General features: G+C 42.4%; 25 protein-coding genes. 19 read left to right on the top strand and 6 right to left on the bottom strand.

Annotated elements, in window-relative coordinates; all coding sequences use genetic code 11:
* Nucleotides 1-18 precede the first annotated feature (18 nt).
* Complete coding sequence (hemW, locus tag DQQ10_RS04415) at nucleotides 19-1,158, bottom strand: radical SAM family heme chaperone HemW (protein WP_112745550.1); 1,140 nt, start codon at nucleotides 1,156-1,158, stop codon at nucleotides 19-21.
* Nucleotides 1,159-1,267: 109 nt separating this feature from the next.
* On the opposite strand from hemW, the gene DQQ10_RS04420 reads away from it, so the two are divergent.
* The 7 genes from DQQ10_RS04420 (at nucleotide 1,268) to porN (ending at nucleotide 8,956) form a co-directional block, all read left to right on the top strand.
* Complete coding sequence (locus DQQ10_RS04420; protein WP_112745551.1) at nucleotides 1,268-2,362, top strand: DUF4271 domain-containing protein; 1,095 nt, start codon at nucleotides 1,268-1,270, stop codon at nucleotides 2,360-2,362.
* 18 nt (nucleotides 2,363-2,380) lie between these two features.
* Nucleotides 2,381-3,157: a uroporphyrinogen-III synthase gene (locus DQQ10_RS04425; RefSeq protein WP_112745552.1), complete on the top strand. Its 777-nt coding sequence runs from the start codon at nucleotides 2,381-2,383 to the stop codon at nucleotides 3,155-3,157.
* 165 nt (nucleotides 3,158-3,322) lie between these two features.
* Nucleotides 3,323-4,273 carry a PorP/SprF family type IX secretion system membrane protein gene (locus DQQ10_RS04430; RefSeq protein WP_112745553.1) on the top strand — a complete coding sequence of 317 codons (951 nt, stop codon included), beginning with the start codon at nucleotides 3,323-3,325 and terminating at the stop codon, nucleotides 4,271-4,273.
* Nucleotides 4,274-4,405: 132 nt separating this feature from the next.
* Nucleotides 4,406-5,497 (top strand): T9SS ring complex lipoprotein PorK/GldK, encoded by a 1,092-nt coding sequence (porK, locus tag DQQ10_RS04435; RefSeq protein ID WP_112745554.1) that lies wholly within the window; start codon nucleotides 4,406-4,408, stop codon nucleotides 5,495-5,497.
* A 58-nt stretch (nucleotides 5,498-5,555) separates the two neighbouring features.
* A complete protein-coding gene (gene porL, locus DQQ10_RS04440) occupies nucleotides 5,556-6,374 on the top strand; it encodes a type IX secretion system motor protein PorL/GldL (protein ID WP_112745555.1) in 819 nt (272 codons plus the stop codon).
* Nucleotides 6,375-6,432: 58 nt separating this feature from the next.
* Entirely contained in the window at nucleotides 6,433-8,031 is a 1,599-nt protein-coding gene (porM, locus tag DQQ10_RS04445) for a type IX secretion system motor protein PorM/GldM (RefSeq protein ID WP_112745556.1), read from the top strand.
* A 7-nt stretch (nucleotides 8,032-8,038) separates the two neighbouring features.
* A complete protein-coding gene (gene porN / locus DQQ10_RS04450; RefSeq protein WP_112745557.1) occupies nucleotides 8,039-8,956 on the top strand; it encodes a type IX secretion system ring subunit PorN/GldN in 918 nt (305 codons plus the stop codon).
* A 50-nt stretch (nucleotides 8,957-9,006) separates the two neighbouring features.
* On the opposite strand, the gene uvrC is transcribed toward porN, so the two are convergent.
* Genes uvrC through porW form a run of 3 tightly spaced genes read right to left on the bottom strand, consistent with a single transcriptional unit; the run spans nucleotide 9,007 to nucleotide 15,669 of the window.
* Nucleotides 9,007-10,791 (bottom strand): excinuclease ABC subunit UvrC, encoded by a 1,785-nt coding sequence (uvrC, locus tag DQQ10_RS04455; protein ID WP_112745558.1) that lies wholly within the window; start codon nucleotides 10,789-10,791, stop codon nucleotides 9,007-9,009.
* Nucleotides 10,792-10,799: 8 nt separating this feature from the next.
* Nucleotides 10,800-13,130: a transglycosylase domain-containing protein gene (locus DQQ10_RS04460; protein ID WP_112745559.1), complete on the bottom strand. Its 2,331-nt coding sequence runs from the start codon at nucleotides 13,128-13,130 to the stop codon at nucleotides 10,800-10,802.
* Nucleotides 13,081-15,669 carry a type IX secretion system periplasmic lipoprotein PorW/SprE gene (porW, locus tag DQQ10_RS04465; protein WP_165823790.1) on the bottom strand — a complete coding sequence of 863 codons (2,589 nt, stop codon included), beginning with the start codon at nucleotides 15,667-15,669 and terminating at the stop codon, nucleotides 13,081-13,083. The genes DQQ10_RS04460 and porW overlap by 50 nt, the downstream gene beginning before the upstream one ends.
* A gap of 96 nt (nucleotides 15,670-15,765) precedes the next feature.
* On the opposite strand from porW, the gene DQQ10_RS04470 reads away from it, so the two are divergent.
* The 12 genes from DQQ10_RS04470 (at nucleotide 15,766) to DQQ10_RS04525 (ending at nucleotide 24,238) form a co-directional block, all read left to right on the top strand.
* Nucleotides 15,766-16,614 (top strand): M23 family metallopeptidase, encoded by an 849-nt coding sequence (locus DQQ10_RS04470; RefSeq protein ID WP_245970273.1) that lies wholly within the window; start codon nucleotides 15,766-15,768, stop codon nucleotides 16,612-16,614.
* A gap of 11 nt (nucleotides 16,615-16,625) precedes the next feature.
* A complete protein-coding gene (locus DQQ10_RS04475) occupies nucleotides 16,626-17,060 on the top strand; it encodes a bactofilin family protein (protein WP_112745561.1) in 435 nt (144 codons plus the stop codon).
* Nucleotides 17,014-17,250: an AtpZ/AtpI family protein gene (locus DQQ10_RS04480; RefSeq protein WP_112745562.1), complete on the top strand. Its 237-nt coding sequence runs from the start codon at nucleotides 17,014-17,016 to the stop codon at nucleotides 17,248-17,250. Before DQQ10_RS04475 ends, DQQ10_RS04480 begins: the two co-directional genes overlap by 47 nt.
* Complete coding sequence (locus DQQ10_RS04485; RefSeq protein WP_112745563.1) at nucleotides 17,247-17,606, top strand: hypothetical protein; 360 nt, start codon at nucleotides 17,247-17,249, stop codon at nucleotides 17,604-17,606. The genes DQQ10_RS04480 and DQQ10_RS04485 overlap by 4 nt, the downstream gene beginning before the upstream one ends.
* A gap of 101 nt (nucleotides 17,607-17,707) precedes the next feature.
* Nucleotides 17,708-18,769, top strand: a complete 1,062-nt coding sequence (gene atpB / locus DQQ10_RS04490; RefSeq protein WP_112745564.1) for a F0F1 ATP synthase subunit A — start codon at nucleotides 17,708-17,710, stop codon at nucleotides 18,767-18,769.
* A 65-nt stretch (nucleotides 18,770-18,834) separates the two neighbouring features.
* Entirely contained in the window at nucleotides 18,835-19,083 is a 249-nt protein-coding gene (gene atpE / locus DQQ10_RS04495) for an ATP synthase F0 subunit C (RefSeq protein ID WP_112745565.1), read from the top strand.
* Between the two features lie 73 nt (nucleotides 19,084-19,156).
* On the top strand, nucleotides 19,157-19,651 hold the full coding sequence (locus DQQ10_RS04500; protein WP_112745566.1) for a F0F1 ATP synthase subunit B: 495 nt from the start codon (nucleotides 19,157-19,159) through the stop codon (nucleotides 19,649-19,651).
* A gap of 3 nt (nucleotides 19,652-19,654) precedes the next feature.
* A complete protein-coding gene (gene atpH / locus DQQ10_RS04505; protein ID WP_112745567.1) occupies nucleotides 19,655-20,215 on the top strand; it encodes an ATP synthase F1 subunit delta in 561 nt (186 codons plus the stop codon).
* A gap of 12 nt (nucleotides 20,216-20,227) precedes the next feature.
* Nucleotides 20,228-21,802, top strand: coding sequence for a F0F1 ATP synthase subunit alpha (gene atpA, locus DQQ10_RS04510; protein WP_112745568.1), 1,575 nt, complete (start codon nucleotides 20,228-20,230; stop codon nucleotides 21,800-21,802).
* Nucleotides 21,803-21,834: 32 nt separating this feature from the next.
* Nucleotides 21,835-22,722, top strand: coding sequence for an ATP synthase F1 subunit gamma (gene atpG / locus DQQ10_RS04515; RefSeq protein WP_112745569.1), 888 nt, complete (start codon nucleotides 21,835-21,837; stop codon nucleotides 22,720-22,722).
* A gap of 68 nt (nucleotides 22,723-22,790) precedes the next feature.
* On the top strand, nucleotides 22,791-23,594 hold the full coding sequence (locus DQQ10_RS04520; protein ID WP_112745570.1) for a UbiA prenyltransferase family protein: 804 nt from the start codon (nucleotides 22,791-22,793) through the stop codon (nucleotides 23,592-23,594).
* Complete coding sequence (locus tag DQQ10_RS04525) at nucleotides 23,594-24,238, top strand: methyltransferase domain-containing protein (RefSeq protein WP_112745571.1); 645 nt, start codon at nucleotides 23,594-23,596, stop codon at nucleotides 24,236-24,238. Before DQQ10_RS04520 ends, DQQ10_RS04525 begins: the two co-directional genes overlap by 1 nt.
* A gap of 58 nt (nucleotides 24,239-24,296) precedes the next feature.
* Here the strand turns inward: DQQ10_RS04525 and DQQ10_RS04530 are convergent, their stop codons facing one another.
* Nucleotides 24,297-25,511, bottom strand: a complete 1,215-nt coding sequence (locus tag DQQ10_RS04530) for an NAD(P)-dependent oxidoreductase (protein ID WP_112745572.1) — start codon at nucleotides 25,509-25,511, stop codon at nucleotides 24,297-24,299.
* Nucleotides 25,512-25,542: 31 nt separating this feature from the next.
* Nucleotides 25,543-26,106 (bottom strand): DinB family protein, encoded by a 564-nt coding sequence (locus tag DQQ10_RS04535; RefSeq protein WP_112745573.1) that lies wholly within the window; start codon nucleotides 26,104-26,106, stop codon nucleotides 25,543-25,545.
* Nucleotides 26,107-26,138 lie beyond the last annotated feature (32 nt).

Consider the following 26,138-nt stretch of genomic DNA (forward strand, 5'->3'; position numbering starts at 1 on the left):
GAAAATTACAAAATTCCCTTATCCCTCTTCCGGTATTACGAATAAATCGGATGAGATTTTGTCGGCCAATAATTTGCCTCGCTTCGTTAATATCAATTTGCCATTTTCAAGCCGCGCCAGTGCACCGGAAAGTAATGATTCGATGTACGCATGCTGCTCTTTTTTGAGATCGTAACCCCATTTATCTTTTAGAAACGACAAATCAGTTCCCCAGGCTGTTCTCAGCGTGGTCATTAAATAGTCGTTAATGTTGTCTGCATTCGTCAGTACTTCTACCGTCGCCGGAATCTCGCTGCCCGCGATGGCCTTCAAGTACAACGGATTGTTGCTAATGTTGAATTGCCTGCTACTGGAATTATAAGAGTGTGCACTTGGTCCCACGCCTAAATATTTTTGTTGCTTCCAGTAACTGCTATTGTGTTTGCTTTCGCAGCCAGCCAACGAAAAATTGGAGACCTCATATTGGGCATAGCCGGCTGTGGCCAATTCGTCAATTAATATCTCAAGTTGTGTTGCTGCGATTTCATCATCAACAATCGAGAGCTTGCCTTGTTTGGCCCACTTCCCGAAAGCGGTTTTCTCTTCAATGGTTAAAGCGTAGGCAGAGATGTGTTGTGGTTGTAATGCAATTGCATCGTGAATGTTTTTTATCCAACGCGAATGATCTTGGCCAGGAATGGCATAAATCAGATCGATACTAATGTTGTTGAACCCTGCCCGCTGTGCCGACTGCACACATTCTTTAGCAGCCGCACTTTGGTGCGCACGGTTTAGATATTGTAGTACGCCATCATCGAAAGACTGAATACCAATGCTCAGTCGGTTGATCCCAATAGATTGAATTTCTCGCAAGTAAAATTCCGTGAGATCGTCCGGATTTGCTTCGATTGTAATTTCTGAATGTTCGTCGACGTCATAGTGTGCGCGAATGGTAAGCAACAATTGTTCGAGCTCTTCACGTGTGAGTAGAGATGGTGTTCCGCCGCCAAAGTAAATGGTCTGAATGCGTTCATTTTCGAGATAAGATTTCTGCATCACAAGCTCTTGGTCGATTGCCTGAACCATCAATGTCTTCTGATCTTGCTTGGTTGAAAAATGAAAATCGCAATAGTGACAAGACTGCTTGCAGAAAGGAATATGTAAATAGATGCCCGCCATGATTGTTCGGCAAAGATAGATTAGTGCTAAGTATTGTTTATACCTGTTGTTGTTTTCATTTTTGCACCACAATTCTGTATTTGGAAGGATTCTGATATTTTTGGCAATAATGATCAAAGCATTTCGAATTTGTCTGGCGATTTTTTTTCTCGGGGCCTTCATAATTCCGAGTCGCGGACAAGCCCTCGTGTTAAAAAAAGACCTAGCCACAGAATGGCTATCATTTGAAGACGGTGCCTATCACAAATTTGAAGGACCGCTTGAGACGGTTTACGTAGACCTGGATGCCAATCGGTATGTAGGAAATGTGTTGCTGATCTCGCATCCAGCGGGTGTGAATTTGTTTATTAATGGCAAGTTTGCCGGAAATGGAAAAGAAATGCAGCTTTCCATCGATAGTCTCGCAAAACGCTACACCGCGGCAATGCAGTTGAGCGTGCGACCAGAACAGTCTGGCGGAAAATTGACAACGCATGTCCTCGCATCGTCAACACCGGTCGACGATGGGTTGACACTCATGAAACATAAGGATGCATCGTTCCGCGATTTCAGCGTTGTCGCGGCCTTAATTATCATCCTCTTACTAATCGTTATCATTAGGCTCAACCCCAAGTTGGCGTCGGATTATTTTTCGATTCAGAAAATTTTTTCGCTGACAGAAGGGGAGGACTCGCAGACGTATTCGAGAATCACAAACAGTACGAATATTCTTTTTTACCTGTTCTGCAGTTTGATGCTAGGTTATTTTCTGATGGTCGTATTCCAATTTGTAGACGACCGCTATACACTAGCTTATGCTTTTGTCGCGGAATCATTCGGCATGGCGATTTGGCTTTGGATAAAGTTAAGCGTCACCATCATGTTGCTGTTCTTTGCAAAAATCATTTTGGTTTATAGCCTCGCTTACTTGTTTGGTATGCAGACGGTTGGAGGCGTTCATTTTTTTAATTGGATACGATTGATCCTTGTGATTTTTGGCGCGACGGTGATTTTGATGTCATTCTATTTTATGGGCCGTGGCGATAATGAAACATTCTTCAATGTTTTATTTCAATTTTTCGGATGGGCGCTTGCCGGATGGATGATAATTATCCTTTTCAAATTAAGAGGAAGAACCGATCACTCGGTGTTTCATTTATTTTCGTACATTTGTGCGACTGAATTGATACCATTTCTCTTCATCATTAAGATACTTTATAATTAGCCTTCGTTTCGTGTTGATATGAGTGATATTGCTACTGACAGGATGCGCAAAGTAAAGAGCATTCTGGTGACCCAAGAAGCTCCCGCTGATGCTAATTCTCCTTATTTAAAGTTGACTGAAAAATACAATCTCAAGATTGATTTTCGTCCGTTTATTCAAGTAGAGCCAGTACCGGTTAAGGAATTTCGTAAACAAAAGATTGAAATCCTCAATCATACGGCCATCATCTTCACCAGCCGAAACGCGGTAGATCACTTCTTCCACATCTGCCAGGAGTTGAAGATTGAAATGCCCCCTGAGATGAAGTATTTCTGCATCTCGGAACAGACTTCCAATTACTTGCAGAAGTACATTGTGATAAGAAAGCGTAAAATCTTTACCGGTTTAAAAACGGCACAGGATTTACTCGAGATTCTGAAAAAACATAAGAACGAGAAGTATCTCTTTCCGTGCTCCGATATCCGCAAGAATGACATTCCTGACTTTTTGAAAGATAACGGCTATCATTATACTGAGGCAATTATCTATCACACAGTTGCCGCCGACCTTTCGGATTTGAAGGAAGTTTTCTACGACATCCTTGCGTTTTTTAGTCCATCAGGGATCAATTCCCTATTTGTCAACTTCCCAGAATTCAAGCAAAACAACACACGCATTGCAGCATTCGGTCCGACCACGGCCAAAGCTGTGCGCGATGCAGGCTTGATTCTCGATATAGAAGCGCCACTTCCCAACGCACCGTCGATGACTGGCGCATTGGAACTCTATATTAAAAAGGCAAACGGGATAAAATAGGTCGTTAAAGGGATTAATCCCCTACTTCTTCATGGGGGCGTTAAAAACCAATAACTGCTTCATTCATTGAATTTTAGAAAGTGATCATTTTTATTACACTTTAATTACATTAGTTGAAAGTGTCATAAAAAAACCTTTACTTTAAATTCTACTTTTTAAACTTTAATGCTGAAGAAGACTTTTTATACCCTCTTACTCACCTTGATAGGTGCAGGAGCTTTTGCGCAGCAAGATCCCCTCTTCACACAGTATATGTTTAACAATCTGTATATGACTCCGGCATATGCAGGTGTTGATGGGGTTACTCGCTTCACGGCGATTCACAGAAGTCAATGGACAGGATACCAATCTACACTCGGCGATGGCGGTGCGCCCACGACTCAGATGGTTACGTTCAACACTCCTATTTATAAACTTCGTAGCGGGTTCGGCGCTTACGTAATCAACGACCGTCTCGGTCCACAAAACAATCTCGAAGCACAAGCGATGTACGCTTATCACCTTGGTATCAAGGAAACAAAACTAAGCGTCGCTGTAAAGGTTGGAATTTTTTCACAGCGTATTAATGGTAACGTCTATCGTTACATTGATGAAGATGATCCAGAAATTGTTAACACAAGACAGCAACAAACAAGACCTGATTTAGGCTTCGGAATTTTTTATCGCGCGGAAAAGTATTACGCTGGCGTAGGCTTCAATCATATCCTTCCTAATACATTAGAGTTTGGTGAAGATCCATCACGTGCGCCTTTGTCGAATCACGTCAATTTCGTTGGAGGTTACTTCTATGAAGTGAGTTTCGACTTAAGAGTTCAATTCAGTGCAGCTGTAAGATCTGACCTAAATAAGTCACAAATTGATTTCGCCGGTATCGGATATTTGAAGGATACTATGTGGGGCGGTTTAGCGTTTAGAGGAGGAGAAGCTGCTAGCTTATTATTAGGCTATAGCTTGTTGAAAGATAAGTCGTTGAAACTTGGTACCGCAGTTGATTTTGTATTGTTCGATCGAGAAGCCAAGGATAATTTATCGATGGAGTTTATGATTAGCTATGATCTGCCGGTCAGCATTAATAGCGGAAAAAGAATCATCCGAACCCCCCGCTACAGGCACTAATCGACATTTGATTTTGGTATTTTTAAGAATTTATGGAATTTGTAGTTCGTTTCTCAAAAAAATAAAGCGAAGAACAATTAACTTTCGCAGCTCATTAAATTTTTCAGCATAGTCAAACTGATGACAAGAAGTATGAATAAATCGGTTGTATCTAAAGTAGTGTTAATCCTCGCCGGTGGACTAGCCAGTGCCTGCGGTCTTCTCGGGCTCGGCGGAGGAAAAGGCGGTGGCAATGACCAAGGTGAACTCGTTGGTGTGCCAGGTCGCGAAGGCTGGGTGATGACAATCCCCTATGGTATGGTTCCAATTCCTGCCGGAACTTTCCACATGGGTCAAGCAGATGAAGATCCTGCTTCCACTCAGATCAACTTTAACAAACAGGTAACAATCGGTTCGTTCTTCATGGATGACACTGAAATTACCAACAACGAGTATCGCCAATTCACCAACTTCTTCTTGGTTGATAACGGTACCATTGAAGGTTTCGAAACAGTTGATGCTGAAACATTCCGTCAAAAGTATTATCCTGACACAACAGTTTGGGTTAGAGACTTTGCTCACCACATGGGCGATCCTATCCAAGACTATTACTACTGGCACCCAGGCTACGATGACTATCCAGTAGTCGGTGTGAATTGGGATGCTGCTGTATTCTTCGGTCAGTGGAGAACAGCATACCTCAACGATTACAGAAAGAGTGTTGGTGATTTTGAAATGCCTGCATTCCGTCTGCCATCTGAAGCTGAATGGGAATACGCTGCACGCGGCGATCGTCCTATGGCAAAGTACCCTTGGGGTAACCCGTACATCCGTAACTCAAAAGGATGTATGCTCGCAAACTTCAAACCTGGTCGCGGTAATTTCTACGACGACGGTTTCGCCTATACATCTCCAGTGATGGCATACTTCCCGAACGACTATGGTCTTTACGACATGGCGGGTAACGTATCAGAGTGGTGTCTCGACGATTTCAACCCAGCATCTGTTCCGACAGTATGGGATTTGAACCCTCAGTACATCGATCCAAGAACAAATCCTGAAAGCAATAGATACAATCCTAAAGTACCACCTAAGAAAGTTGTTCGCGGCGGCTCATGGAAAGACGTTGCGTACTACCTCGAAACAGGTACACGTACTTACGAATTTAAAGATTCAACTCGTGCTTATATCGGCTTCCGCTGTGCTATGACTCACCTCGGTCGCTCTTCTGGGCAAGAATTTTAATTAAATCTCTTATATTTATTTATTATCAAAAGGCAAAAAAACTTAAACCATTACTAAGATGAGCAAGAAAAAAGGCGGATTTGTTGAACTACTCTACAAAACCATAATGCCAAAAGTTTATGGTATTGGTGCAGCAGTCGTAATTATTGGTGCGTTGTTTAAAATCCTACACTTAACAGGTGCTGACGAAATGTTGATGATCGGTCTCTCTGTTGAGGCAGGTATCTTCTTTTTGAGCGCATTTGAACCGCCTCATGCTGAACCAGATTGGTCAAAAGTATATCCAGAACTTTCTGAAGATTACGAAGCGCCAGCTGCAGCACCAAGAATCTCTAACAAACAAGGTGCTAGCCTTACGCAACAACTCGATGCTTCCCTTGAAAAAGCTAAAATCGGTCCTGAACTCCTTGATAGCCTCGGAAAAGGTCTTAATAACCTCGCTGATTCAGCGAAGAAAATGGGTAGCCTTTCTGATGCCGCTGTAGCAACAAATGATTATGCTAACAACGTAAAGAAAGCTTCTACGCAACTTCTTGAAATGAACAAGTCATACGATACTGCTATTAAAGCTGTTTCAAGTATGTCTGAAGCGTCAAAAGATGCTGGTGAATACCATTCACAAGTACAGAAAGTAACAAAGAATCTCGCTGCATTGAACTCTGTTTATGAAATGGAGCTTAAGGATGCTGATAGCCACGTGAAGAACATGAACAAGTTTTATGAAAGCCTCACAGGTGCTATGCAAGGTCTTTCTAAAGTTGGCGACAACACTGCGAAGTTCACAACTGAACTTGGTAAGCTTTCTGACAACTTGACTGCTTTGAACAAAGTTTACGGCAGCATGCTTACAGCCATGAAAGGTGGCGGACAAGCCTAGTCTACGACTAGTACAATCTATTTAGGTTTCGAACGTTCAATTATAAAAAAAACGAAACATGGCAGGTGGTAAGGAAACCCCCAGGCAGAAGATGATCGGTATGATGTACTTGGTACTCACCGCGCTTCTGGCCCTCCAGGTAAGTAACGCAGTACTCGAGAAATTTGCGATCATTAACGGTACGCTTGAAGGATTAATTAAGGAATCCTCTGATAAAAATGAGACAAGCTTAGCAGGTATCGTGGAAGAAGGCTCTAAAAGCAATAAGCCCGAGATAGTCCAGGCGGTTAGCAATGCGAAGGAAGTTCGTGCGCTGACCGACAAAACAGTCAAGTACATTGATGGTGTGAAAGCCAAGATGATGGAAGAAGCTGGTGCTAAAACCATCGATGAGGGCTTTATCAATGATCACAGCTCAAAAGTAGCGACCTTGATGATTGACAAGAAAGAAGGACAGGGCGTTGGCGTAAAATTCGAAGCCGAGCTTCAGAAATATGTCAAAGAACTTGAGCGTCTTTCGGGTGAAAAATTTGCGCCATTAGCAAAATCACCAGCACAGCTTGAAGCTTTTAAGAATAACGAGAAACACGCTAATAAGGACTTCTTGACGTTCACTTTTGAAAACACACCTCCAGTGGCAGCACTGGCGTCTGTTACTCAAATTCAAACTGAAGTATTGGAGTACGAAGCAACTGCACTTGCTGCAATTGCGCGAAAGACTGGTAAAGTTCAAAAGAAATTCGATAACATCGTTCCGATGGTTAGACCAGTGTCTTCCGTTGTGGCGGCTGGCGCCGAATACGAAGCTGACATGTTTATCACAGCGTCTTCTTCAGCGATCATCCCAGAGATGTATTATAATGGAACGAAACTTCCAGTTGAAGATGATCCAGTTTCTAAAGTGAAAATGGGTAAGGTGAAATTCAGAGCACAGGGAGGGGGTTATGACAAGGATGGTTTTGCTAAGAAGACTTTCAAAGCTAAAATCGTAATTGATGGTGAGCCATTCGAACAGGATATCGCATATACTGTTGCGCAACCAGTTATCAAAGTAACAACAGGAAATGCCCCTACGCTTTATATGAATTGCGGTAACACCGTAACGATCGAAGTTCCGTCCCTAGGAACGTCATACAATCCAGCATTTAGCGGTGGTGGCGCGGCTGAGGTGATTAAAGGGGCGAAGGCAGGACAGGTGACTATCATTCCTAAGCAACGTAAAGTTACTGTGGGCGTGAGCAGCGGTGGTACACACATCGGCGATGCAAAATTCGATGTGAAAAACGTTCCAGATCCGAAGTTCATTGCTTACATCGGAAGTACACCTGTTGATTTAAGAAACGGTATCCGTGCAAATCAACTTGGTAACCTTACATTCAAGGCTGAGCCGGAAGCTAACTTCAAAGAAGAGGTGCCGAAAGATGCTCGCTATAGAATTAAAAAGGCTGACGTTATTCTTGGTCGCGGAACTGCTGGTGTTCAGCGTTTGAGCGCGACAAACGAAGTACCAGATCTCCGTTCATGGATTAGCCAAGCGCGTCCTGGCGATAGAATTGTAATCGACATCAAAGATGTTGTGCGCAAGACCTATAAAGACGATGAAGAAAAAGTGACCGTTAAAGGTTCTAGCGGTATTATCATGATTCCAGTGAATTAATCACACAATGAAAAAAGTAATTCTTTCCATTTTTTTATCAGCATCTTGTGTTGCCGGCGCCGTTGCGCAAGAGGTACAGGATCTTGAAGTTCAGTACAACCCGAACTCCTTGAATCCAATTCCACTCTATGAGCAACACTACAAAGTGCGCGTTTGGAGAAACATCGACTTGAAAGAGAAGCAGAACAAAGGCTTCTTCGCCAAGAACGGTGAATTGAGTAAGCTGATTTCTGATGCCGTAAAATCTGGTGAGCTCGCCGATATTTATGCTAACGACTCGCTTACGACCAAAATCTCGAAGGAGGATTTCCTTGGAAGACTTGTGGCAGAACAAGCTGCAGTGTACGACCAGTGGGATCCGAACAGAGATTGGTATACAGATGATCTAACGACGTATAATGGAAAAAATTACCGTGCTCTTCGCGATAACCGGGGTGTAACACCTGGAGCTGAAGGAACTGACGAAGACTGGGCTGTCACATCTCAGGGTAGCGGTATTGAATATCAAGTTGCCGATATGAGCAACGTTCACATGATGGAAGACATCATCTTTGATAGAAGAAGATCACGTCTCTATTATGATATTCAAGCTGTTGAAATCATCATTCCTGGTGCAAAAACAAACACAAACATCGACGTTTCTTTAGGATGGTTTAAGTACAAGGACCTCGAGAAATTGTTCCGTAACAATATTCCTAAAGCGGTTTGGTTTAACTGGCAGAACACTGCGCAGAATAAAAACTTTGCCGATGCATTCTTACTTCGTTTGTTCCACGGAACAATTTATAAAGTACAGAATCCTGATGACGAAACGATTGATGATGTTTACCGTGCTAACGGAAGACCATATCGTGAAGGTGTTTGGGCTCGTGAGTGGACAGAAGTTCAACTTATGGAGAAAGAACACAACCTCTGGGAGTTTTAGTTTTTTGCCTAAAATATGTAAGTCGAAAAAGGAGGTCTTGGCCTCCTTTTTCATTTTATACCTTTTATCGCCTCGGCTTTTTTCTGCCCGACTATCTTCGCCAGTTCTTCAAGCGGTGCTTCCTTAATTTTCTTTATTGACCGGAATTCTTGCAGTAGCCTCTCCGTTGTTTTTTTGCCTATACCCTCCAGTTCTTCAAGTGAGGAGGTGAGCTGTTTTTTACTTCTCTTCTGACGATGGAACGTGATAGCAAACCTGTGCGCCTCATCTCGAATCTGCTGCAATAGCATCAAGCCCGGTGATTTTTTATTCATGTGAAGCGGAACCGGATCGTCTGGATAATAAATTTCTTCAAGTCGTTTCGCTATGCCGGCGATTGGAACAGAACCATAGATGTTCAGCTCTTTCAATGCTTCAACGGCACTGCTAAGTTGACCTTTCCCCCCATCGACAAGAATTAAATCTGGAAGTGCTATCGCCTCCTCTTGTAATCGCTTGTAGCGTCGGCCAACAATTTCTTTCATCGACGCGAAATCATTTGGTCCTTCTACAGTCTTAATGTTAAAATGGCGATAACCTTTTTTGTCGGGCTTGCCATCGACAAATCTCACCATCGATGCTACTGGCGTTGTGCCCTGAAAGTTGGAGTTATCAAAACATTCAATTACCATTGGAATACTCGGTAGCTTCATGTCTTTCTGCAGTTGCAAAAGAATTTCTTTCTGTCTCGATCGCTTGCCCTCGCGTAGGATCACTTTCTCTTTACGGAGTTCCAACGCATTCTTGATCGACAGGTCAATTAATTTTTTCTTGTCACCGATCTTGGGGATCGTATTTTCGACGCCGTCTTCTAAGATCGTAATGGGAATGTTGCTGAGGATAGTTTTATTCGACCCTTTAATTTGTTCACGAAGTTCAAACGCCGTGAAACTTAAAAGTTCTTCATCGGGCTCGTCGAGTTTTTTCTTTAACTCAAGTGTTTTTGAAAAGATGATCGAGCCTTCTTTAATCTGCAAGTAATTTACGTATGCATATGATTCTTCACTCGAAATTGTGAAGACATCGATATCCGTAAGATCTTTATTGACCACAAGCGATTTTGATTGAAAGCGCTCGAGGGTATCTAGCTTATCTTTGTATTTCTGCGCGCGCTCAAACTCCATCGCCGCCGCCGCTTCTTTCATTTGATTGTTGAAGTGACTATAAACGATGCTAATGTTTCCTTTCAAAATATATCGCGCGTCTTCAATCTCATCAAGATATGTTTTCTCGTCAATCAAACCCTCACATGGTCCTTTGCAATTTCCAATGTGATATTCGAGACACACTTTGAATTTTTTTTGTTCAACATTTTGCTCGCTGAGCAATAAGCTGCAGGTGCGGATGTTGTAAAGTTTTCTCACGAGCTCAAGCACGTTTTTCATCGCCACCACGCTTGAGTATGGACCGAAATAATCTCCCTGCGAAGGATTGTAATTTCTGGTGTATATGATGCGCGGAAAACGCTCCTTTAAAATGCAGATGTATGGAAACGTCTTATCATCCTTCAGTAAGATGTTATACTTAGGCTGATTTTGTTTGATAAAGTTGTTCTCCAATAGCAATGAATCAAACTCAGTGTTCGTAACTGTGTAATCGATTCGTCTTATTTCGGAAACGAGCTTGAGTGTTTTACGATTTACACCTGTGCTTTTGGAAAAATAACTTGTTACTCTTTTACGAATACTCTTTGCCTTACCAACATAGATTAATGTGTCGTTATCGTCATAGAAGCGATAGATTCCAGGTGACTCTGGTAACCGCGCAACATCTTCTCTCAGGCGGTCCTGTGTCATAGCTTTATTTAGTTAGGTTTCCAGACTGGCTCAAGATCTGGAACATACGTTGAATCTTGATCTGCTGTAACGTAATCGCTACAATTTAAAGAGCCTTCCATTTTCGAAGGACGTTTGAAATATCCCTTCTTGTAACCTGTTTCCGGATGACGATAAACTTTCAGCATATACTTATCCCAAATAGGTCTCGCTGATTTTGTACCTGCTCCAAAATCCCACGACGGAAAACGTATACTTCTCTCGTCTCCGCCTACCCAAACACCTGTTACAAGGTTGTGTGTAACACCGATGTACCAACCGTCGGAAGCATTGTCCGTCGTTCCAGTTTTTCCACCGATTTCGTTGTCCTTTTTAAGATCATAGCTTAATCCCAACGAAGTTCCACCAGATTCTTCAACACCACCTTTCAACATGTAAACCATTTTATAAGCCGTTGCTTCATTAATTGCCAAAGTTGTTTTCGGAACAAAGTTTTCAATTACGTTTCCATTTTTGTCTTCAATGCGCGTGATGTAATACGGCTCAATTGCTAAACCGAGATTGACGAAACCACAATAAGCGCCGACCATATCGTAAAGAGACACATCACTTGTTCCTAAACAGATAGACGGAACAGCATCGAGTTTTGTTTTTATCCCAAGACGCTTGGCAAAATCCACAACATTATCAGGTTTAACTTTGTCAACCATTTGTGCTGTGATGGAATTGAGTGAACGAGCCATTGCTTGACGAATGGTCATCTTCTCTCCTGATCCGCGTGTACCATCAGCATTGTACGGCGTCCACGTGCCCCCTGGAACTTGAATCGTCGGTGATATGTCATAGAGTTCTAAACACGGAGAAAAACCATCTTCGATCGCTTTGCCATAAACGAAAGGCTTGAAGGTTGAACCGGGTTGACGTGTTGATTGCTTCACGTGATCGAACTTAAAATACTTATGGTTCAATCCACCCACCCATGCTTTCACAGCACCCGTTGTTGGGTCCATAGACATCATACCACTTTGAAGGAACTTATTGTAATACGCCAATGAGTCCATCGAACTGAACAAAGTATCACGCTCACCTTTCCAGCTGAAGATCGTCATCTTTTTCTTCTTGTTGAGCATGATTTCAATAGAGTCAGAATTCGTGCCGTAGCGCGAAACAAGATTTTTGTATGTTTCTGTCCGTTTGATTTTTTTTGCTAAGAAGTTTTTCACTTCACCGCCGGTGTTCTCATCGACCCAAGGGTTTCTATTCCTTAACTTCCACTGCTTTACAAATTCAGCTTGTAGTTTCGTCATGTGTTCCGTCATCGCCTCTTCCGCGTAACGTTGCATACGGCTATCTATCGTCGTATAAATTTTTAGACCTGAATCCCAGAGATCGTAGTTGTGCTCTTTACACCATGCGATTAAATCGTTTCGCAATACGTTTCTGAAATATGTTGCTAATCCTTGGTTTTGATTTTGTACAGCAAACTTTAATTCGATTGGTGTAACCTTTAGCGAATCGTATAATGATTTGTCGATATACTCGTAGCTATACAGTTTGTAGAGAACTTCATTACGTTTTTTAAAGGCTGCGTCAGGATGTAGATTGGGATTGAACGCTGATGGGTTTTGTAGCATACCCACAAATACAGCAGACTCAACAATATTTAGACTATCAGGTTGTTTGTTGAAATACGTTTCGGCGGCTACCTTAATGCCATAAGCATTGCTGCTGAATTCAGTTGTATTGAGATACATCGTGATGATCTCCTCTTTCGTGAAGTTGCGTTCAAGGTGAACCGAGATGATCCACTCTTTAGTTTTTTGGACAATTCGTCGCGGATACTTTCCAAGCTTCGCGATTGGGCCATCCATTTCTGGATTCAGCGTATATAAGTTTTTGGCAAGCTGTTGTGTTATTGTACTTCCGCCACCCGCTGGATCAAACGTTAACAACCCCCACACTACACGCACGTACGACCAAAAATCCATTCCGGAGTGCTTGTAGAAACGACGGTCTTCGGATAACAGTAATGTATTGACTAACTCCGGCGACAGTTGTTCGTAGGTTACCTGACTTCTGTTATAGCGAAAGTAGCGTCCAAGCGAAACACCGTCGGCTGAAATCAATTCTGATGAAAGGTCGTTCTCTGGATTTTCAATGGCTTTAAGGCTCGGCATTTCTCCATAGAGACCGAACATATTATAGCGGACCGAAAGAATGTACAGTGGAAATCCTATAGCGATGCAGAGGAAAAGTATCCAGATCACTTTAACTGTTTTCTTAAACCATGGTCGATGCAATAAAAGCGCATCATTGAACTTCTGCAGGATAGTTTTTTTCGAAGAATCGGAGGTATTCATCAAGGCCCTTTGTTCGGTAAAAAATGTCGAAATTGTCTTTCGTGATTACAAAAGTATTGAATTTATGGTTTCGTAATTCGGTAATGCTCGGAAGCTTTTGATTAAACTTAATCATAAACTCAAGTGCATCGGTAACCTGTGGTAAATCCGTGACCAGAATCAATCCATAGTCATCAGACAGTTGTAAGTTGCTCGTTTTAAGTTGTAGGCGCGCAAAGTTTTCACTGTTGAATTTCTCCAACACACTTGTGCCTGCGTTGCTGAGTTTTTCCGCCGACGGGTAAATCATTACAAAGTAATGCGCCTCTTCAAGCGACTTTATGTATTGTATGCCCTTTTGCTTTTCCTGATTCTGTTGGAAGTCTTTCGACGTTTGTAACAGACTCTTTGCATATTCCGTGATCTTCTCCATCGGATATTTTTGGATGAATTGATCAAGCTCGTATTGATACTGATTTATATTTTCAGTTTCACCGACAATCAAAATTCTGAGCAAGTCCAGCGTGGGTTTAAATGACGTTTCCCCCAAAGCCATCGCTTCATCGATGTATTTGGATGAAGTTGTAAAATCACCCTGCTCATAAGCCTCGTACGCAGACTTATAGATAACTTTTTGTTTTTCGACGGCGAGACTGGATTCTACCAAATAATTTGGATTGAGCAGAATTTTGGTATACGTCGAATTTGGATAGAGTTCTTTTAACCTTGATGCAAAGAAATCAGCTTTCGTCTGATCTGTTTCTTTAAAGATCAGATAGAGCTTATAGAGTACCTCGGCTTCATGATCGCTTCCAGGGAAACGTCTGAGCAATGTTGTATAGGAGTCTACTGCATTGTCTTTTTCTTGAAGCTTGAAATAGTAGATGTCTCCCAAATTAAAATAAGCCTCTTCAATTTTCTTCAAGGCCACCTTACGCTGTTCTTCGGTGCGAGGTATTTCTTTATTGACCCGATCATATTCTTGCGCAACCGGATCAGCTGCCGGCAGATCTTTCTGATTCGCAGCCTGAGCTGTTGTATCGGTTTCGGTCGGTGTAGGCAAACTGTTTGCCGTAGCTACCGCGATACGATTTGATCGACGCCAATTATCTTCTAGTGGAACATCTCCCCAAGTTCGTTTAAATTCGTTCTGCCCAATTGACATTGCTGACGAATTGCCGAAGTACCAACTGGTGTTTTCATTTTCGTTTTCGCCCGTTGAAAAAACATTGTTGTCGTTGGCTTCGATGCTGATGCGATTTGATTTTTTCTTTGCCTTTTCTTTCTTCTCTTCAGCAGCTTTCCGTATTTGATAAGCTGAATCAATTCTTCCACGAAGCTGTACCGAATCGAGGCTTGCCATTGCTAAGAGGCTATCCTGCCATTGAATCGTTTTTAGATTTTTGACAAACTCTGCTAAGATCAACTGTCGCTCTTTTATCTGAGCATATCCTTCATAGTCTTTCGAAAGCGCATTGATAGCACTATCATAATAAGCCGCAGAGAGTTCAAACTTGCGCAAGGTATCGTAATACACTTCGCCAAGGCGTAGGTACGCTTCTCCATCAATACGTTTATTATTTCCAGTGCGCACGGCGAGGTTGAAATTTTCAATACCCTCCTTTAGATTTTTCTGCTTGAGTTCAAACACGCCCATTTCATAATAGATCTTGTCTCTGAACTCTTTGTTCTTACTGTCTTTTAAGAGTTGCTTGAATGATTTCCTGGCTGCATTTACGTCGCGACTCCTTGAGATCTCTGTTACTTGGGCCATGTATAGACGAGCGTAAAAATCTACTTCATACGCAGGGTTGGTGCTAATACATTTTTTATAAAATCCATAGGCTTCATCTTCGAATCCTAATTTTTGATAGATCTGTCCGATGATGAAATATACGCGCCCAGGACGATCGCGTTTTTTTAACAATGGAACGGCGCTGGTGAGGTTACGAACCATTTTATCGAGATCTTCAAGATTTTGATAGTAGTAAGCTTTCTCAAGATAGAGTGCTTTGCGATTTGCTTTGTTCATGATAGGCTCCTCTTTCTGCAAAAAGTCTATCGCTGCTTGCGCATTATTGTATTCTTTTTTTTCGGTAAACGTTCTTACCAAATGAATGATGGCAGTATGTCGTGCGTGAATATCATCACTTTTGGTGTTAACATATTTAAAGGTTTGAATGGCATTGCCCCAGTCCATGCTGTAGAAACGCGCGCGACCTACGAGTATATAGTTATCATCCACCCATTTGCTGTTAGGGTGACGTTGTATGGCAATCGACGCCATCTTTACAGCCTCTTGAATTTCTTTATCATAGCCTTTGGCCACAGCCGAGTCCAACGCAGGGTAAAGACGGAGAATTCGGTTATAGTCGTCGGTAAGACTACCCCAAACGAGGTCGTCTACTTTTTTTAGTTCTTCGCGTGAATAATAATATCCATTATAATGGGCAGTAGTGTTGTGATACGCTTTGCTGGTCCAGGAACGACTTTCTGAGGAACATCTTAATAGTAGCGGTAAACAGCCGATGGAAATAATAAAGAGGGCAATCCTTTTCAAGCGGGTAGTATTTGTAAACAGTAAAAACGCAAAAAACCTACATTCCATATTATTATAGACCTCGGATTCTCTAATTTTGTCCGAAAATCTCAAATTTTGAAAGCAAAGAAAACACTATCGAACAGACTAACGACCCGGTATCAGCTCATTATTCGTAACGAAGAGAATTTTGCCGAGAAAACCAGCTTGGGTTTTACCTATTCGAAAGTTATTCTTTTTTCAGTGATTTTGTTTGCTGCTCTCTTCCTGTTGAGTCTTTTCATGACGAAGACCATTTTAGCGAAGTGGTTTGACCCGAAGCACGAGCAGATGGTTTTAAATAAACGGCTTTATGAATTGGCGCAAATGGTGGATTCGTTGGAAACGCGGAATCGGCAACGAAGCGAGTTCATCGCCAGTATTCAGCGTCGCTTAAGAGGTGAAAAAGATTCTGTCGTGGTGCAAAGCGAGGAGAGTACACCATCAACCACGCGGCCATCACTCAAAGCACCCGCAAGTGATTCAACTTTTAGGAAAGATTTTGAGGCGTCTGATTTGTCGCTCATTACCTTGGCAAATTCAAAAGCCAGAGAATTGCAGGGAACATTCTTTCCGCCGATATCAGGATTTATCTCTGATCATTTTGACGCGAAGAAGGGCCACATGGGTACCGACATTGTAGCGAAGGCAAATGAACCCGTGAAATGTATTGCCGATGGGACGGTCATTTTTTCATCGTGGACGCAAGACTCAGGTTATGTTATAATGGTGCAGCACCGCGGCAATGTGATATCAGCATATAAGCACAATGCACAACTTTTAAAAAAAGTTGGTACTTTTGTTAATGGAGGCGAAATTATTTCTATAGTTGGCAACAGTGGTGAGCTCTCCAACGGACCGCATTTGCACTTTGAACTGTGGTACAATGGGAACGCTTTAAACCCAGAAGAATTTGTCACTTTTTAAACAACAACGTCATGCTAACTTCTAAAGAACAAAAACGGGCAGCCGAAGAGATCAGCAACTCAAGCAATACCATCGGCAAGGGCACGTTTCTCGAGGGAAACATCGAGACTTACGGAAACATCCGTATCGAAGGCAAAGTTACCGGCAATATCAAATCGAAATCGAAGGTAGCACTAGGTCCTCAAGCACACATTCAAGGAAACATCATCGCGCAAAATGCTGACGTTGAAGGCGAGGTAAAAGGTAAACTTGAAATTTCCGAGCTTCTTGTACTAAAAGCAACGGCTGTTATCAATGGAGACATTGTTACCGGTAAGATGGTAGTTGAGCCAGGCGCAGTGTTCAATGGGACTTGTAAGATGGGCGCTGTAGTGAAGGACATTAAAATAGGAGCTGACAATGGCCTCACAAGAGCCATCCCACAATCCGAAGCCAAGACAATCTAACGCGTACCTCAAATATAGTGGCCTGGCCTTTCAGCTCTTGGCCGCTATTGGTGTTTTGGGATGGCTTGGTTATCTGCTTGATGCATACCTCGGATTAAAATTTCCTGCTTTTATGCTTCTTTTCGGATTTGGTGCATTTGGTGGCATGATGTACCAAATCTATAGGTCTATTAATCGCGATAATTCTTGACTAAGTTTTTTATTGCTCTACTGAGTTCAGCGATCCTGATCGCTACGGGGTGTCTTGTTGGTTCGGCTGAAGCCTATTGGCTTGTACCATCCTATTTTCTTGAGACGTTACTTCTTTTGGCGTTTGCCACTGGCTTCCTTTATATCTATTTGGATCGTGCGGCAAAAGATATGTTTGTTCAAATGTATTTGCTCACCATCACCGTAAAAATTCTCGCCTTTGGCGCATATATCCTTATCATTGTTTTGTCAGACCAAGCTCATGCCCTAGGAAATGTGGTGTTTTTTATGGTGGCTTATTCGGTATTTACGGCGCTTGAGATCGTGTTTCTCTATCGGAAAAAAACACGCTCCTGACACACGGTTTTTGGAGGCAAAATATTTTTAAAACATTTTTTTGTGGAGGTATAATGAATACCTTTGCGGTCGGATTTCAAAAGCCTCCGAAATAAGCCAAAATGAGCGTTTTCTCCAGCCTCCTAAGACAATCTGCCGCGTTTTGCATCATTTTTTTTGCAGTTTTTTCTTTTGCTAACGCACAAGAAGAACACACGCCTAAAGCAACAGAACACGCATCTGAAGAACATCCATCAGAGAAGAAAGAAAACATCAGTGACGTCATCCTTCACCACGTGATGGACGACCATATCTGGCACTTGTGGGACGGACACTATGGCACAATCTATCTGCCGGTGATTGCTTACACTAGCGAAGGCTTGAAACTGTTCTCATCACATAACTTTTACGATGACCATCACCACGCAACAAAAGAATACGAAGGGCTTAAGTTGGATCACGGTCACATTGTTGAAGTAAGTACAGGAAAGTCAGCATTCGATCTTTCGATCACAAAGAATGTTGCCATGCTCTTTATCAATGCCATTCTATTGCTTCTTATTTTCACAGCTGTTGCAAGAGGCTATAAGAAGAATGCTGGCAAAGCTCCTTCTGGAATCCAATCTTTCTTTGAACCGATTATCATCTTTGTAAGGGACGAAGTAGTGAAGCCAAACATCGGTCATCACTACGCGAAGTTTATGCCTTACATGCTTACATTATTCTTCTTTATCCTTTTTGGAAACTTGCTAGGGCTTCTTCCTGGTGCGGGTAACTTGACGGGGAACATCGCAGTAACATTGGTATTGGCCGTATTGACTTTCATTATCACCAATGCGAATGGAAATAAGGCATACTGGGGTCACATTTTCTGGACACCAGGTGTTCCGCTTCCATTGAGAGTGGTAATCCTTCCCGTTGAGATCCTGGGAATTTTCACAAAGCCAATTTCATTAACGCTTCGTTTATTCGTGGCGATCACTGCGGGTCACATCGTATTGCTGAGTTTGATTGGTTTGGCGTTCATTTTCCAGAGCTACTGGGTTGGCTTGGGGTCATCACTGATGGTATTGTTTATCAACCTCATTGAACTTTTGGTTGCAGGTATCCAGGCATATGTATTCACGCTGTTTTCGTCCTTATATATTGGGATGGCGATAGCAGAACACGACGATCATCATTAATAAATAGATTAAAGATTTTCTCTTGGGTGACCAGGAGATTTGTTTCACTTAAATAACTAAATATTATGCTTTTAGCAATTTTGTTGGACATCAGCCTCGCAGTTATGGGCGCTGGTATCGGTGTAGGTCTAGTGGCAATTGGCGCTGGAATTGGTATCGGTAAAATCGGTGGCTCTGCAATGGAAGGTATGGCGCGTCAACCAGAAGCATCTGGAAAAATCCAAGGTGCAATGTTGATCATCGCTGCCCTCATCGAGGTTGCTGCTCTTTTTGCACTAGTTATTTGCTTGCTGATTTCTCAGCGCACAGCGTAACAAACATTGAACTTGCCTTAGGCACTTGGCCGGGCAGGTTCTTTTAATTTGAACAAACACATTCAATAAACTTATGGAATTTCTCACCCCCGGCTCGGGACTAATCTTTTGGCAGTTTGTAATCTTTGTAGGATTATTTTTCCTTTTAAAAGCGCTGGCATGGAAGCCCATCCTTAGTTCACTTAAGGAGCGTGAAAATTCCATCGAAGAAGCTTTGTCAACAGCGGAGAAAGCACGTGCAGAAATGGCGCGCCTTAAGTCCGACAATGAAAAGCTTTTGAAAGAAGCGCGTGAAGAGCGCGACAGAATTCTTCGTGAAGCACGTGAAGTTGCTGCGCGTATGAAAGACGAAGCTCAGCTTGACGCAAAGAAAGCAGCCGATAAAATTGTAGAAGATGCGCGTGCGGCAATCAACATTGAAAAGCAAGCTGCATTGAAAGAAGTTAAAATCCAGGTGGCGACTTTCTCGCTTCAAATTGCAGAGAAGCTTTTGAAGAAGAACCTCGCTGGGGATAAAGAACAGAAAGAGTTGGTTGAAAACTTCATCAAAGACGCGAAACTTAACTAACCAATGGTAGATTCAAGAGCTGCATCGCGTTACGCCAAATCACTTCTGGGTCTTGCTATCGAGCAAAATGCACTCGATCAAGTGCAGGCCGATATGCAATTGTTTTCGAAAGTGGTTGATGGTAGCAAGGAACTTGGCCTTGTGTTGCGTAACCCTATCATCAAACACGATAAGAAAAGAGATATCCTTGAAAAACTTTTCAAAGGAAAGGTGCACAGCCTAACCATGGCCATCATCGACATCATTACAAAAAAGAATCGCGAACCATTGTTGCCTGTTATTGCAAAAGAATTTCAGGCGCAATACAACGAATATAAAGGGGTTGGTAAAGCTACTGTTACCACCGCAGTTCCGCTGGATGCAAAACTCCGCGGTGAAATCGAGAAAATCGTGAAAGATCTTAGCAATAAGAAGTCGATCGATTTGACCGAAAAAGTAGACGCAAGTTTAATCGGTGGATTTGTACTCAATGTTGGCGATCGCCAAATCGATGCATCTATCAAGAGCAAACTGAAGTCGCTGAAAGTAGAATTTACTCAGAACCCATTCATTAAAGAATTTTAATCTCCTATAACCATGGCAGAGATCAGACCGGAAGAAGTATCAGCAATTTTACGTGAGCAGTTATCGAATTCACGTACCGACGCTCAATTGGAAGAAGTTGGTACAGTATTAACCATCGGTGATGGTGTTGCTCGTATCTACGGACTTACACAAGCGCAAGCTGGTGAGTTGATCGAGTTCGAAACTGGACTCAAAGGACTCGTGCTTAACCTTGAAGAAGATAACGTAGGTGCCGTATTGCTCGGTGACTATAAAGATATCCGTGAAGGTGCAACTGTAAAGCGCACTGGTAAAATCGCCTCTGTGAAAGTTGGTGATGGTATGCTTGGCCGTGTTGTGGATACACTTGGAAATCCTGTTGATGGTAAAGGCCCAATCGCTGGTGACCTTTATGACATGCCATTGGAAAGAAAAGCTCCCGGTGTAATTTTCCGTCAGCCAGTAAACGAACCACTACAAACTGGTATTAAAGCGATCGACGCGATGATCCCGGTAGGTCGTGGTCAGCGTGAGTTGATCATCGGTGACCGTCAGACTGGTAAAACAGCTGTGGCAATCGACACGATCGTTAACCAACGTGAGTTCTACGAAAAAGGTCAGCCTGTATATTGTATCTATGTTGCTGTAGGGCAAAAAGCATCTACTGTAGCAAGCGTTGCTGCATCTCTTGAAAAAGCCGGTGCGCTTCCATACACTGTCATTGTATCAGCTGCTGCTTCTGATCCAGCACCAATGCAATTCTTCGCGCCATTCACAGGTGCTGCTATCGGTGAATTCTTCCGTGATACCGGTCGACCTGCACTCGTAGTATATGATGATCTTTCTAAGCAAGCTGTTGCTTACCGTGAAGTGTCTCTTCTTTTGAGAAGACCTCCTGGACGCGAAGCTTATCCTGGTGACGTATTCTATCTTCACTCTCGTCTTCTCGAAAGAGCGGCGAAAATCATCAACAATGATGCGATCGCTAAAGATATGAACGATCTACCGGCATCAATCAAGCACCTCGTTAAAGGTGGTGGCTCATTGACGGCGCTTCCAATTATCGAAACGCAAGCTGGTGACGTTTCTGCATACATTCCAACAAACGTGATCTCGATCACCGACGGTCAGATCTTCCTTGAAACAAACTTGTTCAACTCTGGTATCCGCCCTGCGATCAACGTTGGTATTTCTGTATCACGTGTAGGAGGTTCTGCTCAGATTAAATCAATGAAGAAAGTTGCTGGTACGTTGAAGCTTGATCAAGCACAGTTCCGCGAACTTGAAGCTTTTGCGAAATTCGGTTCTGATCTTGATGCGGCTACAAAACTCACCATCGAACGCGGTAGAAGAAACACTGAAATTTTGAAGCAAGATCAGTTCGCGCCAGTTCCTGTAGAGGAACAAGTAGCGATCATTACCGCTTCTACGCGTGGATTTATGGATAAAGTTCCAGTTGCTAAAGTGAAACAGTTTGAGAAGGAATTCATCGAGCTTCTTCGCGGTAGCCACAAGAATGTATTGACTAATCTTCAAGCTGGTAAATTTGAAGATGCGGATGTTGCTACGATGAAAGCTGTAGCAACGGACCTTGCTGCTAGATACTAAGCTTCACGAAGTACACTGAACACTGACTAGAAATGCCAAGTTTAAAGGAAGTTAAAGGCCGCATCACCTCGGTAATCAGCACACAGCAGATTACGAAAGCCATGAAAATGGTGGCGGCGGCTAAGTTGCGTAAGTCTCAGGATAGAATCACTCAGATTCGCCCGTTTGCGCAAAAGTTGGCCTCAATTCTTTCGAACCTTTCTGCTGCACAAAGCAACTCGGATGGCGAGAACTGGTATAGCCAGCAGCGTGAGGTCAGAAATGTATTGATTGTTGCTATCAGTTCCGATCGCGGATTGTGTGGATCTTTTAACAGTAACATTTTTAAAGGTGTTGCCCGTCTCGTAGAAGAAAAATATAAAAACGAGTATGCGAAAGGACACGTGACGATCTTACCAATCGGAAGAAAAGCGAATGAATATTTTGCAAAACGTAAGGTGGCTGTGGTGAGCGATTATGCTACGCTCTTTAGTAACCTTACTTTTGACTCTGCATCGGCGGCCGCTGAATTCATGATGAATGCATTCCAGCAAGGCAAATACGACAAGATTGAAATCGTATATAACGAGTTCAAAAACGTGGCTACACAAATTCTTCGTGCGGAACAATTTTTGCCAGTAGTACCACCAGCGACTTCACAGAACACTTCGACGCAAGTTGATTACATTTATCAACCAAGTCAGGAGGAGATCATTGACGGATTAATTCCAAAGTCATTAAAGGTACAATTGTTCAAATCGCTCTTGGATTCAAGTGCTTCTGAAAATGGTGCTCGTATGACTGCCATGGACAAGGCTACTGAAAACGCAGGTGAGTTGTTGAAACAACTCCGTTTGACGTACAATAGAACGCGTCAGGCCGCGATTACCAAAGAGATCCTTGAGATCGTGGGTGGTGCGGAAGCGTTGAAATCTGCTTAAGAGAAAATTACTATAACTTTAAAGTCTCGCTAGAAAGCGAGACTTTTTTGTTTTATGCTCATCGAACTATGCTGCTAAAATTGTACACCCGTTTCAATGTTCTTAGCCTAGATGTGGCGCTTGGGTCGTTGTGCGCGGCGTTGTTCTTTGGAAAATTACTGCACGTTCAAATTCTGGTCTTTGGCCTATTGTCATTGTCAGTGAGTGTTTGGATCATATATACGGTCGATCATTTACTCGACGCTAAACGAATTAAGGCCCCTGCGTCGACTGAAAGACATCGGTTTCACCAACAGCATTTCCAAGTATTATGTTGGATGGTAGTGCTTTCCATTATCTTGAATATCGTTGTCGTGATGTTTATCAGGCCAGCGGTACTTCGTGGTGGATTGATCTTGATCGCATGTTGCGCACTTTATTTAATAGTGCATCGTGTGATTAAATTTCCAAAAGAATTTTTAATTGCAATCCTTTATACAGCAGGTGTATTACTTCCCTCATTGTCGGTAACACAAATGGAACTTAGCCAGCTGCCACTCGTGATCGTTGTTCAATTTCTGTTAACAGCATTTCTGAATTTGGTTATTTTTTCGTGGTATGATCGTGACCGTGATCAGCGCGATGGAAGCGCATCGATCGTATTACGCCTTGGTGATAAGAAAAGTCGCAAGATTATCTTTATCATTCCGATTGTAAATCTTTTGCTGATGATGTGGACGACAGATGTTATTGCTTCGTTGACTGTGATGGTGATGAGCGCTACTTTACTGGCCGTGTTTCTTTGCCAATCGTTTCTGCGGGAGGATGATAGATTTCGTTTACTTGGCGACGCGGTATTCTTTCTGCCATTATTATACTTACTCATAAGTTGATGAAGCTATCGTCACTTAACAAGTTTGATAGAATTGCTCATGTTTACGATTGGCTTGCTAAAGTATTTATTGGCGAGGATATCAGGCATGCACAGCGATTCTTTCTACATGAAATTTCAGATGCCAAGAGAATTCTAATTATTGGAGGTGGAACGGGATGGATCTTGCATGATATTGGCAAGATAAATCCGACGGCCGAGATATTGTATGTTGAAGCCTCATCATCGATGATCGACATGGCCAAGCAAATCAATATCAATAACCCGATTACGTTCTTACATGGAATAGAGTCGGATGTAGATACGCAATCGAAATTTGATGCTGTGATTACCAACTTCTACGTTGATCTATTTTCAGATGCGTCACTTGAGCAAAAAATAAAAATCATACTGCCATTGTTGGATGTAAATGGGAAGTGGCTTGTTACAGATTTCGTACAATCGAAAAATGTATATCATCGATTCTTGCTTTGGACGATGTATCTTTTCTTTCGCGTCGTAACTAACATCGAAGCGCGGTCAATGCCGCAATGGCTGGAATGTATGACAAGGGAAAATTTGGATGTTCTAAAAAAGCAGTTCTTTAGAAATGGTTTTATTTGTTCTTTAGTGTTTCGTCGGGGATTAAAATCCGCGAAACATTAGACACGACAAGCTGAGTAGATTGCTTTTTTTGCCTTCTGTTAAGATTCAGATTAAAACGCTACTCTTTTCCATCGACGTAATCTTGCAAGTATTTAAAATGCTCCGTTAATTTCCCTTGATCACAGATGGTAGCTCTTTTGATAATATCATCTTGATCGGGATCTCGTAATAAAATCGGAAGTACTTTGTCAATAAGATCTTTGCCGAATTCTTCAGACGCGCTTCTTGGTAACTCACAGGGCAAGTTGTCCACGGCCATCACGGTTACAAACTTTTCATTTGAAAGCGCTGAACGAACTTCTCCCGTCGCAGGATCATAATCGTAAATCGGATCTGCAATTGTTGACGCCTTTTTTGTGCTTGGAATCGACCCATCGATATCACACGTGATGTCTGCGATCACCTTTATTTTAAAATCGGGAGAAGTCATGTCCGATTGTGTAAATAAAACGGGAGCTTTTGGATTCCAGTAAGCACCAGCCATCAATACATCCGCTACTTTCGTAAAAGTCTTAAAGATTGAATCGTACTTCTCGGGATGTAAGTGAAACTCTTCGCGGTTAAAATGCCCGCCCGATTTTCTTACGTGATAATCTGAACTGCTTAGCTGAACATAAACCGGCTCCGTATATTCTTTTGTCAAGAAATCACTCGCGTTAACTTTTCGAATACCTGCGCTGTCGAGGGTTTCCATCGATCCTTTGCCTACTCGCCCTGCGCCCGTGAGAATGATTTTAATTGGCGGTAGTTTTACTTTTCGCAATTCGAGCTTGAGATCATTAACGTCGAAGCATTCGTGTGCTCGTCGAATGTTGTAAAGCTTGAAGCGTTCACCGTACGTCCATAGTCCGTTATAAGCGCCGACGATGCCTGCATATCTCCCGAACGCAACCAATCGATTACCTTGCTTGTCTTTCAAGGCTTCGTAGTCGATCATGCGAATGTTTTTACTCAAGATCACACGCAGCAACTCGCGATTGTAAGGTTGCTTTTTGATAGTATGTGAAAAGAAGAGATACGTTTTTCCTGCAATGAGTTGTTCTTTGGGCACTTCTTTTATCCCCATCAAAATATCGCAATCATTTACAGACGCACGTACTTCTATCTCCAATGCTTGATATTCTTGTTCACGAAAACATCGGATGTTACTTTCTTGACAAATGACTTTAACACCAGCAAATCGCTGCTCGATTTCTTCAGCCTGCAATGGTGTAAAAGGTACGCGCTTATCTGGCGGCACTTTGCCTTCCTTAATCAATCCGATAGTGGTCATGAGTTATCAGTTGTATGCAAGGCAATTTACATTAAACCTTTAACACAGCCTCTCGATTTGATCTTTTTTCCAGGATGTCTCTTATCTGAAGTATATGACGTTGTTGATGAACGACAAGAAATTCAAACGCATCAAAAAATGGAATTGTTAATATCCTTAGAAATTCAACGCTAATGTTTTGTTTGCCTATCGATTTACTTGCGCTAGCATCAAGCATGTGCAAAAGTTTATCTTGATGCGCAAGAAACTCATGAAGTGTTGCAATGCTGAGCTTACTGTGAACCGGATTAAGATGCTTCATCGTCTTTTGCATCTTCCGATTCGAAGGATGCATCATCGAAATAAATTTTTTGCCGAGCCATGACGACTTGTTTACCGGTTGTCCATCGTTGGAACGCGTGAGCACATTATTGATCGCGACATTGTAATATCGGCAATAGCGATTTAGATGCTCGATACACTCAAGGATACTCCATCGTTCCGCGGATTGTTTCCAATTTAATAGCGTTTCATCCTGCGCATTTATCGCGGCGACAAATGCGATTGTTTCATCAATCTCTACTTTTAAATTCTTAATTCGATCCTGCGCTGTCATAAGTTGTTAATTTGGATCAAAATTATTTTTGA

This window comes from Pseudochryseolinea flava (genome assembly GCF_003286915.1).
Classification (GTDB): Bacteria; Bacteroidota; Bacteroidia; order Cytophagales; family Cyclobacteriaceae; genus Ohtaekwangia; species Ohtaekwangia flava.